The organism is Luteibacter sp. P4_D7_3, from assembly GCF_056401735.1.
The window spans coordinates 1-17090 of sequence record NZ_JBFUIT010000058.1 but is presented as its reverse complement, the minus strand read 5'-3'; the positions used below and the strand labels follow the sequence as shown (position 1 = coordinate 17090).

Sequence of the window (17090 nt, the reverse complement as noted above, 5' to 3'; positions counted from 1 at the left end):
GCCGTGAGGAGTGGGCGCAGATGTCGGCGGCATGGCAGGAAGAGCTTGAGGATCGGATCATTCAGCTGATGAATCTGAAAGAAAAACTGACCGAATGCATCGGCTGCGGCTGCCTTTCGCTGACGGCGTGTGCCCTGGCCAATCCGGGCGACACGCTGGCGGCTGATGGCGGTGGTCCGAGGCGTTGGACGCCCGCCTGACGCCTGTTGCGGCGGTAGAGGGGCAAAACGTAGAATGGGCAGTCATTTGCGGGGTTTTTCACCCCATCGCGCCACACTCGTGGTGGTTTCAGGAGAGGTCATGCAGGTTTCGGTTGAGAATGTCGGCAAGCTCGGGCGCAAGCTCACGGTGAAGTTCCCGGCTGAGCGCCTCGAGTCGCAGGTCAGCCAGCGCATCGCGGAAATGGGTCGCACGGTGCGTCTGAAGGGCTTCCGTCCCGGCAAGGTTCCCACCAACGTGATCAAGCAGCGCTTCGGCGCGCAGGTCCGTGGCGAGGCGCTGTCCGAGCTGATCGGTTCCACGCTGCGCCAGGCCGTCGAGCAGGAAAAGCTCCAGCCGATCGCCAATCCGGCGGTGGATACCACGGGTAACGCCGAGAACGGCGAGATCGCCTACACCGCCGTCTTCGAGATCATGCCGGAGTTCCCGGTCATCGACGTCGCCGCGCTGGAAATCGCGCGCCCGAAGGCTGAGGTCAAGGACACCGACATCGACAAGATGATCGAGACCCTTCGTACGCAGCGCCGCAGCTTCGACGAGGTGGCTCGCGCGTCCAAGGACGGCGATTTCGTCATGTTTGAGTACTCCGCCGAAGCCGGTGACTACCGCTTCCCGACCGAAGGCCTGGAGCGTGCCGGTAGCGTGCTCGGCTCGGGCACCCTGTTCAAGGCGCTCGACGAGGCCCTCACCGGCCGTTCCGCCGGCGAAGACCTGGTTCAGGACGTGGCTTTCCCGGAAGACTTCCGTAACGCGGACCTCGCCGGCAAGACCGCCAAGGTCACCTTCAAGATCGTCAAGGTGCAGGCGGCGAACCTCCCGGTCGTGGATGCCGAGTTCGTGCAGCTGTTCGGCGTGCCCGACGGCGACATCGACAGCTTCCGCAAGGAAGTGCGGGCCAACCTCGAGCGCGAGCTCAAGGCAACGGTCATGGCCCGCCTGAAGTCCGAAGTCGCCGAGAAGCTGGCCAACGCTTTCCCGGACCTCGACGTGCCCGACCTGATGGCGGATGCCGAAGCCCGCAGCCTCGCCGCCAGCAACCTGCCGCGCGGCCAGGAGCCGAGCGCGCAGATGGTTGCCGAAGCCACGCCGTTCGCCCGCAAGCGCGTGCTCGCCGCACTGCTGATGGGTGAAATCGCACGCAAGAATGAGATCCGGATCGATCGTAAGCGCATGGCGGAAATGCTTACCGCGATCGCTTCGACCTATGAAGAGCCGCAGCAGGTCATTGAACTGTATAACAGCGATCCCCAACTGATGTCGGGACTGCAGAATCGCGTTATGGAAGATCAGGTGGCTGAGTGGGTGGCGGATCACGCCACATCCACCGACCAGGAACTGACCTTCGACGAGGTAATGCGCCCGATCGGTGCCTAATCGCATCGGTCACTTGCAACAGCCGGGCCCCACACGAAGGAGAGACCGCATGTCCATGGCTCCGATCCAGAACCTCAACCTGGTGCCCATCGTCGTCGAACAGACCTCACGCGGTGAGCGTTCGTACGACATTTACTCGCGTCTCCTCAAGGAGCGCATCATCTTCGCCGTGGGGCCGGTCGACGATTACATGGCCAATGTGATCGTCGCCCAGCTGCTGTTCCTTGAGTCGGAAAACCCGGACAAGGACATCAATCTGTACATCAACAGCCCGGGCGGTTCCGTCACGGCCGGCATGGCGATCTACGACACGATGCAGTTCGTGAAGCCGGACGTCAGCACCATGTGCATCGGCCAGGCCGCCTCGATGGGCGCCCTGCTGCTGGCCGCAGGTGCGGCGGGCAAGCGTTACTCGCTGCCGCATTCGCGCATCATGATCCACCAGCCCTGGGCTGGCGGCATCTCGGGTCAGGCCACGGACATTGAGATTCATGCCCGTGAGATTCTGACCATGCGCGAGCGTCTCAACGCCATCCTTGCCCACCACAGTGGCAAGACGGTCGACGAGATCGCCCGTGACACCGAGCGCGACCGCTTCATGAGCGGGGCAGAGGCCCAGGCCTATGGCCTGATCGACTCGATCCCCGAAAAGCGCACGGTTGACACCGTCCGTTCAGCTTGATTTGAACGTTTTCGCTTGTGAAAACCGGCACTTCGCTCCTGATTCCAGGGGCGAAGTGCTGTGCTATTCTCAAAGCGTACCTGGATTCTCAGTAGGGCCCAAAGCATGAGCGACGAGCGGCAGAGCCGTTCCAACGACGGCGGCAAGATTCTTTACTGCTCCTTCTGCGGCAAGAGCCAGCATGAAGTGCGCAAGCTGATCGCCGGCCCCAGCGTGTTCATCTGCGACGAATGCGTTGAGCTGTGCAACGACATCATTCGCGAGGAACTGGAAGAGAAGGCGGCCTCCGGCCGGACCCAACTTCCGAAGCCCCGCGAAATCATGGAAGCTCTCGACCAGTACGTGGTCGGCCAGACGCGCGCCAAAAAGGCGTTGTCCGTCGCGGTCTACAACCACTACAAGCGCATTGAATCGCGCCAGAAGAACGACGAAGTCGAGCTCGGCAAATCCAATATCCTCCTGATCGGTCCGACCGGTTCGGGCAAGACGCTGCTGGCCGAAACGCTGGCGCGCCTGCTCAATGTGCCGTTCACGATCGCCGATGCCACGACGCTCACCGAGGCAGGCTATGTCGGTGAGGATGTCGAGAACATCATTCAGAAGCTTCTGCAGAAGTGCGACTACGACGTCGAGAAGGCGCAGAACGGTATCGTCTACATCGACGARATCGACAAGATCKCSCGKAAGAGCGAGAACCCGTCGATCACSCGCGAYGTCTCCGGCGARGGYGTGCAGCAGGCCCTGCTGAAGCTCATCGAGGGCACGCTGGCCTCGGTGCCGCCGCAGGGTGGCCGCAAGCATCCCCAGCAGGAATTCCTGCAGGTGGACACGCGCAACATCCTGTTTATCTGCGGTGGTGCGTTCTCGGGGCTGGAGAAAGTCATCCAGCAGCGTTCCGAGACCACGGGTATCGGCTTCGGTGCCGAAATCCGTTCGAAAGAACGTACGGAGAACGTCGGCAAGCAGCTTTCGGACGTCGAGCCGGCGGATCTTGTCCGTTTCGGCCTGATTCCCGAGTTCGTCGGCCGTCTGCCGGTGGTCGCCACGCTCGACGAGCTTGACGAGGCTGCCCTGGTGCAGATTCTCACCGAGCCCAAGAACGCGGTTACCAAGCAGTTCAAGAAGCTGTTCGACATGGAAGGCGCCGAGCTGGAATTCCGCCCGGAAGCCTTGTTCGCCATCGCCCGTCGCGCGCTCAAGCGCAAGACCGGCGCACGTGGACTGCGTACCATTCTCGAACAGGTGCTGCTCGACACGATGTTCGAACTGCCTTCGCTGGAGCATGTCAGCAAGGTCGTGGTCGACGACGCCGTGATCGATGGCCAGGCCGAGCCGTATCTCATCTACCGCGGGAACCTGCAGCAGCAGCGGATCGCGGGCGAGGGCGGCGACGCAGCCTGATCATTGCGTAAGCAAGCTACCGCGGCCCCGGCGTCCAGCGACGCCGGGGCCGTTTTTCTTTGGCGCGCCCGCTCTTGATCGTTCCTTCGCGAACCACCACTTGACGTGTATGGCGGCTCCGGCGCAGTGTCGGGTCGCACCCCAAATACTCTGAGGGAAACCCCAAGCACATGGCGAAGAATCGCAGCCAAACCACGAGCGGATCCGAGCTGGACCTGTTGCCGGTCCTGCCCCTGCGTGACGTCGTCGTCTACCCGCACATGGTCATTCCGCTGTTCGTGGGTCGCGACAAGTCCATGCGCGCGCTGGAGCGGGCGATGGAAGGCGAACGGCAGATCCTGCTTGTCGCTCAGAAAAGCCCCGACATTGACGATCCGTCGATCAGCGACCTCCATTCGGTCGGTACGCTCGCCGGGGTCCTGCAGCTGCTGAAGCTGCCCGATGGCACCGTGAAGGTGCTGGTCGAGGGACAGTCGCGTGTGCAGATCGATGCCTTCGAAGACGAAGCCGGCATGATGAGCGGCAAGGCGCGCGTCATCGAGCCGATCTACAGCAGCAACGAACGCGAACTCGACGTCGTGTCGCGCTCGCTCGTCTCGCTGTTCGAACAGCTGGTCAAGCAGAGCCGCAAGCTTCCGCCGGAAATCCTCGCGACCCTCTCGGGTATCGACGATCCCTCACGTCTTGCCGACTCGATCGCCGCGCACCTGTCCGTGCGCATGGGCGACAAGCAGCGCGTGCTCGAAGCAGCCGACGTGGGTCAGCGTCTCGAGTTGCTCATCGGCCTCGTCGACGGCGAGATGGATCTGCAGCAGGTCGAGAAGCGCATTCGCGGCCGCGTCAAATCGCAGATGGAAAAGAGCCAGCGCGAGTACTACCTCAACGAGCAGATGAAGGCCATCCAGAAGGAACTGGGTGAGGGCGAAGAGGGCGCGAACGAGATCGAAGAGCTGCAGAAGAAGATCGACGCTGCCGGTATGCCCAAGGCTGTCCTGGCGAAGGCGCGTAACGAGTTCAACAAGCTCAAGCAGATGTCGCCGATGTCTGCCGAGGCGACCGTGGTCCGCAACTACCTGGACTGGGTGGTGGGCGTGCCGTGGAAGAAGCGCAGCAAGGTCCGCAAGGATCTCGCCCTTGCGCAGGAAACCCTCGACGCCGATCACTTCGGCCTGGAGAAGGTCAAGGAACGCATCCTCGAGTATCTCGCTGTGCAGCAGCGCGTGAATACGATGAAGGGTCCGATCCTCTGCCTCGTCGGTCCGCCCGGCGTGGGCAAGACTTCGCTCGGCCAGTCGATCGCCAAGGCGACCAACCGCAAGTTCGTCCGCATGAGCCTCGGTGGTGTGCGCGATGAAGCCGAGATCCGCGGTCATCGTCGTACGTACATCGGTTCGATGCCGGGGCGCATCGTGCAGAACCTCAACAAGGTCGGCACGAAGAATCCGCTTTTCGTCCTGGATGAGATCGACAAGATGTCGATGGACTTCCGCGGCGATCCGTCGTCGGCCCTGCTTGAAGTGCTCGATCCGGAGCAGAACAACGCGTTCAACGATCACTACCTGGAAGTCGATCTCGACCTCTCCGAGGTGATGTGGATCGCGACGGCGAACTCGCTCAATATTCCGGGTCCGCTGCTCGACCGCATGGAAGTGATCCGTATCCCGGGTTACACCGAAGACGAGAAGCTCAACATCGCGCTGAAGTACCTCGTGCCCAAGCAGCTGAAGGCCAACGGCCTGAAGGCCGAGGAGCTGACAGTCGGCGAAGATGCGCTGCGCGACATTGTGCGTTACTACACGCGCGAATCGGGCGTGCGTAACCTCGAGCGCGAGATCTCCAAGATCTGCCGTAAGGTCGTCAAGGAAATCGCGCTGGGCACGGTACCGGCCAAGGCCAAGGCCAAAGTGAAGAAGACCGCGGCCAAGGCAGTGAAGGGCAAGGTGCTGGCGCCGGATCAGGTTCGTGTCGATGGCGAAAACCTCGACCACTTCCTCGGCGTGCGTCGCTTCGACTTCGGTCGTGCGGAACTGCAGAACGAGGTGGGCCTGGTCACCGGTCTTGCCTGGACCCAGGTCGGCGGCGATCTGCTCAGCATCGAGGCCTCCGTGGTTCCGGGCAAGGGTCGCCTGATCCAGACGGGCCAACTCGGCGATGTCATGAAGGAATCGATCCAGGCGGCACTAAGCGTGGTTCGCGCGAGGGCGGAAGCGCTGGGTATCGATCCCGACTTCCATCAGTCGCTCGACATCCACATCCACGTGCCCGAAGGTGCTACCCCGAAGGACGGTCCGAGTGCTGGTATCGCCATGTGCACGGCGCTCGTGTCGGCTCTAACGAAGGTGCCGGTGCGCTCCGAGGTCGCCATGACCGGCGAGATCACGCTGCGTGGTCGCGTCCTGCCGATCGGCGGTCTGAAGGAGAAGTTGCTGGCGGCTCATCGCGGTGGCATCACCACGGTGATCATCCCTGAGGAGAACCGCAAGGACCTCATCGACCTGCCGGAAAACATCACCACCTCGCTGGCGATTCATCCGGTGAAGTGGATCGACGAGGTGCTCAATCTCGCGCTCGAGCGTCCCCCGGCTCCAAAGAAGGCCGGTGATGGCGGTGAGGCCGTCGAGGTGCCCATCGAGGAGGCCAAGGCGGGTAAGGGTAAGGGCAAGGGCTCGCCTTCGCTCACGCACTGATCCCGGCTGATCGTTTCGTATCGGGAACAAGGGCGCACGAAAGTGCGCCCTTTTCGTTTTCGCTGTCCTGTCATTGTTGGTTCGCGATAATCGTTTTTCTCTCCCCGCGCAAGCCTCCGTGAAGGATGCATACGCGCTGAAAGCGTTGGTATTGCTCGTATTGCGATGGGGGGAGGGCACTGGTATAAAGGCGGCTCCGCAATCGTCCGCGCCGCAAGGGCGCCACGTATCGCGGGTCGTCGAACGATGCCGAAAGCTTGCGTTCGAAGATCTACCGTCTTCTCGTACAGGATCGCCTTCTGGCGATTCGAATTACCTTTGAAAGGGAGTTACGTAATGAATAAAACCGACCTGATCGCCGCCATTGCTGAAAAGGCTGAACTGTCGAAGGCTGACGCCGGCAAGGCGCTCGAAGGCCTGATCGAAGCCGTAAAGGACACCCTCAAGAAGGGTGAAGACGTCGCCCTCGTCGGCTTCGGCACTTTCAAGCTGCGCAGCCGCGCTGCCCGCACGGGCCGCAACCCGCGCACGAACGAAGAGATCAAGATCCCGGCGTCCAAGGTTCCGGCCTTCACGGCTGGCAAGGCGCTCAAGGATCACGTAAACTAAGTAGTCTTACCGGGGTGCTTAGCTCAGCGGTAGAGCGTCGCCTTTACACGGCGCTGGTCGGGGGTTCGATCCCCTCAGCACCCACCAACGGTAAGTGGAGTGGTAGTTCAGTCGGTTAGAATGCTGGCCTGTCACGCCGGAGGTCGCGGGTTCGAGTCCCGTCCACTCCGCCAATCTGCAAAGGCGCCCGTGTGGCGCCTTTGTTTTATCTACCGTCGGTAAGGATTTGCCGACGCCACCTGTGCGAGTCGCATCATGCTGCAAGCCCTGCGTAACAAGATCCACGGTTGGCCCGCGGCCATCGTCCTAGGCGTTTCGGTGTTCGCCGTTGCCTTCTTCGGCATCGAGTCGTACTTCGTATCGCGGGTCGATACGTACGTGGCGAAAGTGGGCGACCACGAGATCTCGCAGCAAGACTGGCAAAACAGGATGAACGAGCTGCGTCAGCAGATCGCGCAGAATCCGAATGCCCCGTTCACCGTTGCCGATCTCGAGAAACCCGAGCTCAAGCAGCAGGTGCTCGACGGCATGATCGCGAAGGTGCTGTTGGAAAAGGCCAATACCGATCTCGGCCTCCAGGTTTCCGACGCCAGCGTGCGCGAAACCATCGGTGCCGATCCCGGCTTTGCCGTGAACGGGCAGTTCAGCGCCGACGCCTACAAGGCCATTCTTTCCATGCAGGGCATGAGCCCCGCCATGTACGAGTCCAAGGTCCGCGCGGACCTCGGCAACCAGATCATTCCGCAGGCGATCTACACGACGACCCTGGTCAGCGACGCCGATGTCGATGGGTTCTTCCGCCTCCAGCTCCAGCAGCGCGACCTGCGCTTCGTGGAGCTGCCGCGCCCGTCCCTGACGGACGCCACGGTGGCCGATGCGGACATCGACGCGTTCTACAAGTCGCATGTAGCCGACTACACCACGCCCGAGCAGGTCTCGGTGCAGTATCTCGAAGTGAAGCAGGCCGACCTCAAGCTCGGTGAGCCGACCGACGCCCAGCTTCACGAGTTCTACGACAAGTTCAAGCAGCGTTATGCGCAGCCGGAGCAACGTCAGGTCTCGCATATCCTCATCGACGTGCCCAAGAACGCCACGCCCGACCAGCAGAAGGCTGCGCTCGAGAAGGCGAAGAAGATCGCCGCCGAAGCCACTCCGGAGAACTTCGCCAAGCTCGCCGCCGAGAACTCGGAAGATCTCGGTTCCAAGCGCAGCGGCGGCGATCTCGGCTGGCTGGAAAAGGGTGTCGCTAACGCTGCCTTCGATACCGCGCTCTTCGGCATGAAGAAGGGTGAGATCACGAAGGAGCCGGTGCTTTCGCCGGAAGAGGGCTACCACATCATCTGGTTGCGCGATGCCCGCGAGGGCGACGCCAAGCCGTTCGCCGATGTGCGCGCGCAGCTTGCCGCGGACTGGGCGAAGGGCGAGGGCGAGCGCCTCTACAACGAGCGCGCCGGCCAGCTGGCCGACCTTGCCGAGCGCAACCCGGGTTCGCTCGACGCTGCCGCGAAGGAACTCGGTGTCGAGATTCGCACCACTCCGATGTTCGGTCGCCAGGGCGGCGAAGGCCTGACCGCCGATCCGAAGTTCGTCGCCGCCGCTTTTGCGGATGACGTACTCAACCAGGGCAACAACTCCTCGCTGGTGCAGGTCGACAAGGGCGACGCCATCGTCATGCACCTGTCCAAGCATGCCGTCGCCACGCCGAAGAACCTGGCCGACGTGCGTGACCTGATTCGTCAGCGCATCCTCGACGAGCGTGTCGACGCGGCGGCGAAGAAGAAGGCTGACGAGCTCGTCGCGCAGCTGGCCAAGGGTGGCGATATCGCTGCGCTCGCCCAGGCGCCGGTGCACACGGTTCCCGGTCTCGAACGCAGCAAGCTCGCCGCGACGAAGGACGTACCGCAGCCCATCCTGCAGCGCGCCTTCACGCTGCCGCATCCGGTCGACGGCAAGCCCAGCTGGTCGGTCGTGCAGACCGGTGGCGGCACCTATGCCGTTGTCGCTGTCGACAAGGTCACGGACGGCGATCTTTCCAAGATCGCCAAGACCGACCGCGATGGCCTGCGTGGCCAGATGACCGACGCGATGGCCAAGGCCGCGACGATCGAATACGTCGAGGCCCTCAAGGCCCGCGGCGATATCAAGATCGCCCAGGACCGCATGTAAGCCTGGGAAGCGTCCAGCGCTTCGTCGAAGGGCCCCTCGCTGAGGGGCCTTTTTTTTTGCTTGCCGTCCGTGCGGAAGCGCATGGTGCGCCGGCGCGATTACAATGGGCGCCTTACTGCGTCAAAGGGACAACCCGTGATCATTACCCCGAAGGTTCGTGGCTTCATCTGCACCACCGCCCATCCGGTCGGCTGCGAGAAGAATGTGGAAGAGCAGATCGCCATTACCAAGGCCAGCGGCGCATTCGCCGATGGCCCTAAGCGCGTTCTGGTGATTGGCGCGTCCACCGGCTACGGCCTTGCGTCACGCATCACGGCCGCTTTCGGCCAGGGTGCGGCGACCCTGGGTGTGTTCTTCGAAAAGCCGTCGAGCGAGACCAAGACGGGTACGGCTGGCTGGTATAACTCCGCAGCCTTCGACAAGCTCGCGACGCAGGCCGGGCTGTACAGCCGTTCCATCAATGGCGATGCGTTCTCCGATGAGACCCGCGCAAAGGCCGTCGAGATCATCAAGGCCGACATGGGCGGCAAGATCGACCTCGTCATCTATTCGCTCGCCTCGCCCGTGCGCAAGCTGCCGAAGACGGGCGAAGTCGTGCGTTCCGCGCTGAAGACCATCGGTGAGACGTTCACCGCCTCCTCGGTCGATACGAATAAGGATGYCGTGATCCAGGCGTCGGTCGACCCGGCGACGGACCAGGAAATCCAGGACACGGTGACCGTCATGGGCGGCGAAGACTGGGCATTGTGGATCGAGGCCCTGACCGAAGCCGGCGTGCTCGCCGATAACGCCACGACGGTTGCCTACAGCTACGTCGGCACGTCGATCACCTGGCCCATCTACTGGGACGGCACGCTGGGCAAGGCGAAGCAGCATCTGGATCGCACCGCGAAAGAACTCGGTGCGAAGTACAAGGGTCTGCGCGCCTATGTCGGCGTCATGAAATCCGTCGTCACCCAGGCCAGTTCGGCCATTCCCGTGATTCCGCTCTACGTTTCCATGGTCTTCAAGATCATGAAGGAGAAGGGCATCCACGAAGGCACGATCGAGCAGATCAACCGCCTGTTCCACGAGCGTCTCTACCGTGCGGACGGCAAGGTGCCGGAGACCGATGCCGAAGGCCGCCTGCGTCTCGACGACTGGGAGCTGCGTGACGACGTGCAGAACGAGTGCAAGGCTTTGTGGCCGACCGTCACCACGGAAAACCTGTGGACCGACACCGACTATGCCGGTTACAAACACGACTTCATCAAGCTGTTCGGTTTCGACCGCAAGGATGTCGACTACGCAGCCGACRTGAATCCGGACGTGCGCTGGAACGTCGTCGAGATGTAAGCGACAACCTGCCGGGCAGGGGCGGGGTGTCGCTAGTTCATCAACCCGACGATGTTGAAGCCGGCGTCGACGTAGGTGACCTCGCCGGTTATGCCCGACGCCAGATCCGAACACAGGAAGGCGGCAACGTTGCCGACTTCCTCCTGCGTCACGCCACGCCGCAAAGGCGCGACGTTGTCGACCTGCTCGAGGATGCGACGGAAGTTGCCGACGCCGGATGCCGCAAGGGTCTTGATCGGTCCCGCGGAAATCGCATTCACGCGCGTACCTTCCGGCCCGAGGTTATAGGCGAGGTAACGGACGTTCGCTTCGAGGCTGGCTTTCGCCAGGCCCATGACGTTGTAGTTCGGCAATGCGCGCTCGGCACCGAGATAACTCAGCGTGAGGATCGCTCCGCCGCGGCCACTCATCAAGGGGCGCGCCGCCTTCGCCAGGGCGGCAAGACTGTAACTGGAAATGTCGTGGGCCACGGCGAAGTTTTCGCGCGTGAGGTTGTCGAGGAACTCGCCCTGTAGCGCTTCGCGCGGCGCGAATCCTACCGAGTGTACGAGGACGTCAAGGCCGTCCCAGTGCTGCCCGAGTTCGGTGAACACGCGGTCGATGTGCGCATCGATGCCGACATCGCATTCGAGCACGAGGTTGGAGCCGAATTCCGCAGCGGCTTCGTCGACGCGATCTTTCAGGCGCTCGTTCTGATAGGTGAAAGCCAGTTCCGCGCCTTCACGATGCATCGCTTCGGCAATACCCCAGGCGATGCTGCGCCGGCTGGCGATGCCAACGATGAGAGCCCGCTTGCGATGCAGGAAGCCCATGGGTTCAGCGTGACGCGGTAAGACGCAATACCTGACCCGGTTTCACGGCCTGCGTCTGCAGGTCGTTCCACTTCATCAGTTGCTCGACGCTCACCTGGTGACGGCGTGCGATCGTCCAGAGCGACTCGCCGTTGTTGACCTTGTAGACGATCGCGACGGCCTTGCTGGACTTCGAAGCCTTCTCTGCCTTGGCCAGTTCCGCCTTGGAAAGCTTCTTACCCTTGGCGTTCTTGCCGCTCTTCGCTACAGGCGCATCGGCAACGGCATCGTTATCGATGGACGAGGAGGGCGGTTCAACGACGGCGGCAACCGGCCCGAGGTTGTATTGGTCGGCGGCTGTCTTTGGCAGCAGCAGTGACGACGACACCGTGCCCTGCGTGGTGCGATAGGCCGGGTTGAAGTCACGCAGGTCGTTCATCGACAGGCCCGACTGTTTGGCGGCCTGCGCGAGCGATTGTGGGTTCGACACCTGCACGACCTGCAGCGCGTCTTCGCCATCCTGGCGCGGCAGTTGCACATTGAAGCGGCCCGGATCGCGCACGATGCAGGCGATGGCCATGAGCTTCACCAGATGCTCCCTGGTGCCAGCCTTCATGGGCACATCAGGCAGGCCTTCTTCCGCTGTCGGACCACCGTGTTTGTCGATGGTTTTCTTCAGGCCGAACTCGCCCGCGTTGTAAGCCACGTCAACCAGGCGCCAGTCGCCAAGATCGTCGTAGTAGCGGCGCATCATGGACATCACCGACTCGGTGGACTTGGTGATGTCGAGGCGCTCGTCGTAATTCTTCTGCACGCGCAGGCCAAGCGTTTGGGCCGTCTGCGGCATGATCTGCCACATGCCAGCCGGACGGTTCTTCGCTCCCGGCACATGACGGTACTGACTCTCCACCCAGGGCAGCAGTGCGAATTCACCCGCCACGCTGTGCTGCATCGCCGCCTTGTGTGCGTAGACGATCAGCGGCAGCACCTCGTTGACCTGCTGCTCGAAGCGGTTCGGCATCTTTGTATACGTACGCGCCCAGGCGACCACTTCGGGGCCGGCTTCGCAGCCGGGCATGGCGAAGCTGTCACGCATGCCCGACCAGAAGTCCGCCGGCGCGGCGGGGCGCATCAACTTCGGCGACATCGACACGTTCTCCACCGGCATCGCGGTGGGTGCCGGGGCGACGGACACAGGCACGGGCCGCTGAGGTGCCGCGGCGCACGCGGTGAGCACGAGGGGAATCAGTGCGGGAAGGATGCGTCGGGTAAGAGCCATCATGCGGTGAATGTGTCCTTGGCCCGACGTAGCGCGGCGAAGCGCTCCGTCCGCGTGGCGGAATCCTTGCCCTGGGCCTCGGCCCAGCGACGAATAGCATCGCTGTCCACGCGCAGGAAGGGGTTGGTGGCGAACTCATCCGCGAGGCTGCTGGGCACGGATGGCCGGCCTTCCTCGCGCAGGCGCGCCACCTCGTCACGACGGAGGCGCAGGGGGCCGTTGTCCGGATCCACGCTGAGCGCGAATCGGATATTGGCCGCGGTGTATTCATGCGCACAGCAGACCAGGGTCTCCGGCGGCAGGTCGGCAAAGCGTTCCAGCGAGGCCAGCATCTGCTCGGGCGTGCCTTCGAACAGGCGGCCGCAGCCGACACTGAAAAGCGTGTCGCCGCAGAACAGGAAGCCTTCGCCGAAGTAGGCGATGTGCGAGCTGGTGTGGCCCGGGACGGCGATGACCCGGAAGGTCGCGTGGGGCGACTCGAGGGTGATGACGTCGCCGTCTTCCACGAAATGGTTCTTCGGCTGGATACGCGGATCCGCCGTGGCATACACCTCCACGTCGTGGTCGCGGACGAGGTCCGAGACGCCACCGATGTGGTCGTTATGGTGGTGGGTGAGCAGGATCGCCTTCAGCCGCCAGCCGCGCTCGTCGAGCGCAGCCTGGACAGGGGCGGCTTCACCAGGATCCACGACGAAAGCGTTGCCTTCGTCATCGGCGACCAGCCAGATGTAGTTGTCGCTCAGAGCCGCGACGGGAACCCAATGCATCGGGCCGAACTCCGTGAGCCAGTTGGGCGGGGCGGCCGGACTATATCAGCCGGGTATATCCCACTCGTTAGAACCTCGTTAACCCGTGCGGGCCCCATTCAAGATCACTACACTGGTCACACATGCCCACCCTGGCCCCCGACATCTATGCGACGCCGCAGATCGGCAAGCTGCTGGCCGACGAGGCCCGCGTGCTTTCGCCACTGCTGACCCGTTGTACCGGGGAGCACGGGCTGCACCTTACGGCCTCCCTGCTGGCGGATCCGCCCGCCTTGCCCCTGCTGGGCCACTGGGCGACCGTGCGGGTGGCCGGGCCGGTGCTGGGCGGGGATGTTCGCGCGAGCGGCCTGGAGGCCCTGCCGTTCACCGACGACGCCTTTGGGGTGGTCCTGCTTCGGCACGCCCTGGAAACCACGGCGCGCCAGGACAATCTCCTCGACGAAGCGATCCGCGTGCTTGCCCCCGGCGGCATGCTCGCCATCACGGGTATTCACCCGGTCGGCCTGTGGTCGCCCTGGGTGGCCCGGCAGGCCCGTGGCACCCGTCCGCGCCTGACCTGGCCGTGGTGGTGGAGCCAGCGGCTGGTCCGCGACGATTTCGAGCTCTCCATGCCGCGCCGACTGGGCAGTGCCTGGCCTCGCGCCGGCGGTTCGCCCGTGGGCGAATCCATGGTCGGAGGCGGATACATGCTTATAGCGCGCAAAAAGCGTCCGGCAGCGGTACCCTTGCGCGCCCGCACAGTGGCGGTCGAGGCACCCCTGCCCGGCACGCTCGCTTCTGGCGCCCGTCGCAACGTACGTGAGTCCATTCCTTGACCGAAATCACCACCGACACCGTAGAAGTTTTCACCGATGGCGCCTGCCTGGGCAATCCGGGCCCCGGCGGCTGGGCGGCTCTGCTCAGGGCCAAGGGCATCGAGAAGATGCTCGCCGGCGGCGAACCCGACACCACCAACAACCGCATGGAAATGATGGGTGCGATCTCGGCGCTCGAAGCGCTGACCCGTCGTTGCCACGTGCACCTGATGACCGACTCCAAGTACGTCATGCAGGGCGTGCAGGAGTGGGTACCCAAGTGGCGCCGTAACGGTTGGAAGACCGCCGACAAGAAACCGGTGAAGAACCAGGATCTCTGGATCCGCCTCGACGAAGCCGCGGCCGCGCACACCGTCACCTGGGAATGGGTGAAGGGTCATGCCGGCCACGTCGAGAACGAGCGCGTTGACGTCGCTGCACGTGACCAGGCCATCATCTATAAATCGAAGGGGACCGCGGCATGAGGCAGATCGTCCTCGATACCGAAACCACCGGCCTCGAAGCACACCTCGGTCACCGCCTCGTGGAAATCGGCGCGGTCGAGATGATCGGCCGTCGGCCCACCGGCAATCATTTTCACACCTACCTCAACCCGCAGCGCGCCATCGACGAAGAGGCGAGCAAGGTCACGGGTATCAAGGACGAACACCTCGTCGACAAGCCGCTTTTCATCGAGAAGGTGGATGAGTTCCTCGAGTTCATCCGTGGCGCCGAGCTGATCATCCATAACGCGGCGTTCGACGTCGGCTTCCTGAATGCCGAGCTGAAGCGGGCAGGGGCGCAGTACGGGCAGATTGCCGACCACGCGACAGTGCTCGATACGCTGCTCATGGCGCGCCAGATGTACCCGGGCCAGCGCAATAGCCTCGATGCGCTATGCAAGCGCCTCGGCGTGGATAACACCAAGCGCGACCTCCACGGCGGCCTGCTCGATGCGCAGCTGCTGGCGGACGTCTATATCGCCATGACCACGGGGCAGGGCGGTCTCGAATTCGCCTTCGATGCGAACGATGAGCGCAGCCGTACCAGTGTGCTGCAGGACATCGTGATCAAGCGTCGTCCGCTGGTACGTCATGCCGATCCGGAAGAGCTCGCACGGCACGCGAAGCGGCTCGAAGCGCTGGACAAATCAGCGGGCGGGCAGAGCATCTGGCGCAAGATGGAAATGTCGGAAACGGTTCACTAGGCGGCTGCGCGAAGCAGGATCGCCGTGATGTTGTCGCGTGCGCTGCCCGAAAGGGCTTCGAGCAGGAGGTGGTCCACGCCTTCCTGCGCCGCGATGTCCGTGCGCGAGACGATCGCGCCGATGCGCGCGTCGTCCACTTCATCGGTGAGGCCGTCGGTGCACAACAGAAGGCGTGCGCCGTAGGGCAGCTCGCCCTTGGCCAGGCCGATGTGCAGTTGATCCGGCGAGGTGATCCCCAGGGCCTGCGTGAGAACGCTGCGCTGCGGATGCGTCCGGGCCTGTGCCTCGGTCAGCTCGCCCGCCTCGACCAGGGCTTCCACAATGGAATGGTCGTGCGAGAGGCGCTTCAGCTCGCCGTCCCAGATATAGATGCGACTGTCACCGACCCAGGCTGCCTCGTAGGAGCGACCGACCAGTCGCACCGCGGCGATCGTCGTGCCCATGGGGCGGGATTCGGAAAGGCCGCTGGAACGGGCGATGAGAGCCTCGTTGACCCGCTGGATGGCGTCCACGAGGGACTGGCCGGCCGTGACCTGGGCCACTACGCCGTCGCGCGCCGTGGCCGAGGCCACCTCGCCGTGCTTATGGCCGCCCATGCCGTCCACGACCAGGAACAACCCGAGCCCCGCGTCGGCGTAATAGGTGTCCTCGTTACGCGTGCGGCGGAGGCCGGTATGCGTGCCGTGTCCGAACTCGATCATGGGTGCCTTGAAGCTGGGGAAGGGCGCAACGGCGCCGGAATACTCCAGCAGGATGCCGCATCAAAAGTCTGTTGTCACGGCAGGACGGACCCACTATCATTGCGGGCCCGGCAGAGCGAAAGCCCTGCCGTCGACCGTTCACGGAGAGGTGGCAGAGTGGTCGAATGTACCTGACTCGAAATCAGGCGTTGGTGAAAGCCAACCGTGGGTTCGAATCCCACCCTCTCCGCCAGTTTGCAGAAAAGCCCGCCTAAAGCGGGCTTTTTTGTGGGCGGAGAAAAAGCCGCGAGGCACAAATCGGGACACATGAGGCCCCGGTGAGACGCCCGCACTACTTTGTTTGCTCTCCCTCTTGCACCTGGCATTTCCGCCAACGCGTGCCCTCTGACCTCCACCTCGTCCTCGGTAGTGATGAAATCCCTATTGGCTGTCGCCATGTTCGCCTTGGCACTTCTCCGTTCCGAGACCGTCTCCGCCCAGCCTCGCGGTGTCGCGTTCGAGGTTTCTGGCTGTGAAGTGTGGGCCGCCTTCGCAACCGACACCATTGAGCGCAAAGACGAACTCAATTGGTTCCGCGGTTTCGTCTCCGGACACGATTTCACGGTGAATCCGAAGCGCCGCAGTGTTCGTGTGGTATCGGACGCCACCATCGTTGGCAGTGTCGACACATTCTGCAGAGATCACCCAAACCTCAATATGCTTCATGCCGCCCTGAACCTGGTTTCCCTGCTGCCTCCAGACTGAGCGCCCCCGATCCTAATCAAAGAGGCACCTCGTTGTGGTTGTGGTCCCCCGTAAAACTGCTGGGCTCCGGCCCGGCCTGGAGCCTGGGGCGTCGGACAATTGCTCGACCCCCGAGCCCGATTGCGTCTGACGAGTCCTGCCCTTCGTGTGGAGGAACGGCGCCGTTGTCGCAACTGACGTGCAGCCGGATGCAAGCAAATGCTTGCATCCTGTATCCAGAAGGATACAATTGCGTCACAGGAATACGTGTGCGTCTCCGGAGCCATCGTAAGTTATGGAAATCACAGTAAAACAAACCGATGGATTTGCTAAGTGGCACCAGGAACTTAGAGAC

Annotated in this window: 16 protein-coding genes and 3 tRNA genes; 15 read left to right on the top strand and 4 right to left on the bottom strand. The window is 63.0% G+C overall.

Features of this window, described 5'->3' with window-relative positions; genetic code table 11:
* The 10 genes from AC1DSN_RS08140 to fabV form a co-directional block, all read left to right on the top strand.
* On the top strand, nt 1–200 hold a 200-nt coding region (locus AC1DSN_RS08140), incomplete at its 5' end, for a MerR family transcriptional regulator (RefSeq protein WP_477330243.1).
* A 100-nt stretch (nt 201–300) separates the two neighbouring features.
* Nucleotides 301–1593 carry a trigger factor gene (gene tig, locus AC1DSN_RS08135; RefSeq protein ID WP_477330241.1) on the top strand — a complete coding sequence of 431 codons (1293 nt, stop codon included), beginning with the start codon at nt 301–303 and terminating at the stop codon, nt 1591–1593.
* A gap of 55 nt (nt 1594–1648) precedes the next feature.
* On the top strand, nt 1649–2275 hold the full coding sequence (gene clpP / locus AC1DSN_RS08130) for an ATP-dependent Clp endopeptidase proteolytic subunit ClpP (protein ID WP_107914007.1): 627 nt from the start codon (nt 1649–1651) through the stop codon (nt 2273–2275).
* 105 nt (nt 2276–2380) lie between these two features.
* Nucleotides 2381–3676 carry an ATP-dependent Clp protease ATP-binding subunit ClpX gene (clpX, locus tag AC1DSN_RS08125; RefSeq protein WP_477330239.1) on the top strand — a complete coding sequence of 432 codons (1296 nt, stop codon included), beginning with the start codon at nt 2381–2383 and terminating at the stop codon, nt 3674–3676.
* Nucleotides 3677–3846: 170 nt separating this feature from the next.
* Complete coding sequence (gene lon / locus AC1DSN_RS08120) at nt 3847–6363, top strand: endopeptidase La (RefSeq protein WP_063572027.1); 2517 nt, start codon at nt 3847–3849, stop codon at nt 6361–6363.
* A gap of 336 nt (nt 6364–6699) precedes the next feature.
* Nucleotides 6700–6972 (top strand): HU family DNA-binding protein, encoded by a 273-nt coding sequence (locus AC1DSN_RS08115; protein ID WP_036112061.1) that lies wholly within the window; start codon nt 6700–6702, stop codon nt 6970–6972.
* Between the two features lie 12 nt (nt 6973–6984).
* Nucleotides 6985–7059: transfer RNA gene (locus AC1DSN_RS08110), tRNA-Val, on the top strand.
* A 9-nt stretch (nt 7060–7068) separates the two neighbouring features.
* Nucleotides 7069–7145, top strand: a tRNA-Asp gene (locus tag AC1DSN_RS08105).
* Between the two features lie 82 nt (nt 7146–7227).
* Entirely contained in the window at nt 7228–9138 is a 1911-nt protein-coding gene (locus AC1DSN_RS08100) for a SurA N-terminal domain-containing protein (protein WP_477330236.1), read from the top strand.
* A gap of 135 nt (nt 9139–9273) precedes the next feature.
* Complete coding sequence (fabV, locus tag AC1DSN_RS08095) at nt 9274–10473, top strand: enoyl-ACP reductase FabV (protein WP_477330234.1); 1200 nt, start codon at nt 9274–9276, stop codon at nt 10471–10473.
* 32 nt (nt 10474–10505) lie between these two features.
* On the opposite strand, the gene AC1DSN_RS08090 is transcribed toward fabV, so the two are convergent.
* Genes AC1DSN_RS08090 through gloB form a run of 3 tightly spaced genes read right to left on the bottom strand, consistent with a single transcriptional unit; the run spans nt 10506 to nt 13310 of the window.
* Nucleotides 10506–11285, bottom strand: coding sequence for an enoyl-ACP reductase FabI (locus AC1DSN_RS08090; RefSeq protein ID WP_477298054.1), 780 nt, complete (start codon nt 11283–11285; stop codon nt 10506–10508).
* Nucleotides 11286–11289: 4 nt separating this feature from the next.
* Nucleotides 11290–12546, bottom strand: coding sequence for a transglycosylase SLT domain-containing protein (locus tag AC1DSN_RS08085; RefSeq protein ID WP_477330232.1), 1257 nt, complete (start codon nt 12544–12546; stop codon nt 11290–11292).
* On the bottom strand, nt 12543–13310 hold the full coding sequence (gene gloB / locus AC1DSN_RS08080; RefSeq protein WP_477297923.1) for a hydroxyacylglutathione hydrolase: 768 nt from the start codon (nt 13308–13310) through the stop codon (nt 12543–12545). The genes AC1DSN_RS08085 and gloB overlap by 4 nt, the downstream gene beginning before the upstream one ends.
* Nucleotides 13311–13432: 122 nt before the next feature.
* On the opposite strand from gloB, the gene AC1DSN_RS08075 reads away from it, so the two are divergent.
* From AC1DSN_RS08075 to dnaQ, 3 genes are read left to right on the top strand one after another with little or no spacing between them, the layout of a single operon-like run.
* Nucleotides 13433–14125, top strand: a complete 693-nt coding sequence (locus AC1DSN_RS08075) for a methyltransferase domain-containing protein (RefSeq protein ID WP_477297922.1) — start codon at nt 13433–13435, stop codon at nt 14123–14125.
* Nucleotides 14122–14589 carry a ribonuclease HI gene (rnhA, locus tag AC1DSN_RS08070; protein WP_231874017.1) on the top strand — a complete coding sequence of 156 codons (468 nt, stop codon included), beginning with the start codon at nt 14122–14124 and terminating at the stop codon, nt 14587–14589. The genes AC1DSN_RS08075 and rnhA overlap by 4 nt, the downstream gene beginning before the upstream one ends.
* Nucleotides 14586–15311: a DNA polymerase III subunit epsilon gene (gene dnaQ, locus AC1DSN_RS08065; protein WP_213948323.1), complete on the top strand. Its 726-nt coding sequence runs from the start codon at nt 14586–14588 to the stop codon at nt 15309–15311. Before rnhA ends, dnaQ begins: the two co-directional genes overlap by 4 nt.
* Here the strand turns inward: dnaQ and AC1DSN_RS08060 are convergent.
* Nucleotides 15308–16012 carry a PP2C family protein-serine/threonine phosphatase gene (locus AC1DSN_RS08060; protein ID WP_213948322.1) on the bottom strand — a complete coding sequence of 235 codons (705 nt, stop codon included), beginning with the start codon at nt 16010–16012 and terminating at the stop codon, nt 15308–15310. The genes dnaQ and AC1DSN_RS08060 overlap by 4 nt on opposite strands.
* 142 nt (nt 16013–16154) lie before the next feature.
* On the opposite strand from AC1DSN_RS08060, the gene AC1DSN_RS08055 reads away from it, so the two are divergent.
* Both AC1DSN_RS08055 and AC1DSN_RS08050 read left to right on the top strand, forming a co-directional pair.
* Nucleotides 16155–16244: transfer RNA gene (locus AC1DSN_RS08055), tRNA-Ser, on the top strand.
* Between the two features lie 179 nt (nt 16245–16423).
* Entirely contained in the window at nt 16424–16756 is a 333-nt protein-coding gene (locus AC1DSN_RS08050) for a hypothetical protein (RefSeq protein ID WP_477330230.1), read from the top strand.
* Nucleotides 16757–17090 lie beyond the last annotated feature (334 nt).

What these genes read in the sequence shown, in the direction of transcription:
- tig (WP_477330241.1), top strand. Translation starts at nt 301, where the DNA reads ATGCAGGTTTCGGTTGAGAATGTCGGCAAGCTCGGGCGCAAGCTCACG.
- clpP (WP_107914007.1), top strand. Translation starts at nt 1,649, where the DNA reads ATGGCTCCGATCCAGAACCTCAACCTGGTGCCCATCGTCGTCGAACAG.
- lon (WP_063572027.1), top strand. Translation starts at nt 3,847, where the DNA reads ATGGCGAAGAATCGCAGCCAAACCACGAGCGGATCCGAGCTGGACCTG.
- AC1DSN_RS08115 (WP_036112061.1), top strand. Translation starts at nt 6,700, where the DNA reads ATGAATAAAACCGACCTGATCGCCGCCATTGCTGAAAAGGCTGAACTG.
- AC1DSN_RS08100 (WP_477330236.1), top strand. Translation starts at nt 7,228, where the DNA reads ATGCTGCAAGCCCTGCGTAACAAGATCCACGGTTGGCCCGCGGCCATC.
- AC1DSN_RS08090 (WP_477298054.1), bottom strand. Translation starts at nt 11,285, where the DNA reads ATGGGCTTCCTGCATCGCAAGCGGGCTCTCATCGTTGGCATCGCCAGC.
- AC1DSN_RS08085 (WP_477330232.1), bottom strand. Translation starts at nt 12,546, where the DNA reads ATGATGGCTCTTACCCGACGCATCCTTCCCGCACTGATTCCCCTCGTG.
- gloB (WP_477297923.1), bottom strand. Translation starts at nt 13,310, where the DNA reads ATGCATTGGGTTCCCGTCGCGGCTCTGAGCGACAACTACATCTGGCTG.
- AC1DSN_RS08075 (WP_477297922.1), top strand. Translation starts at nt 13,433, where the DNA reads ATGCCCACCCTGGCCCCCGACATCTATGCGACGCCGCAGATCGGCAAG.
- dnaQ (WP_213948323.1), top strand. Translation starts at nt 14,586, where the DNA reads ATGAGGCAGATCGTCCTCGATACCGAAACCACCGGCCTCGAAGCACAC.
- AC1DSN_RS08060 (WP_213948322.1), bottom strand. Translation starts at nt 16,012, where the DNA reads ATGATCGAGTTCGGACACGGCACGCATACCGGCCTCCGCCGCACGCGT.
- AC1DSN_RS08050 (WP_477330230.1), top strand. Translation starts at nt 16,424, where the DNA reads ATGAAATCCCTATTGGCTGTCGCCATGTTCGCCTTGGCACTTCTCCGT.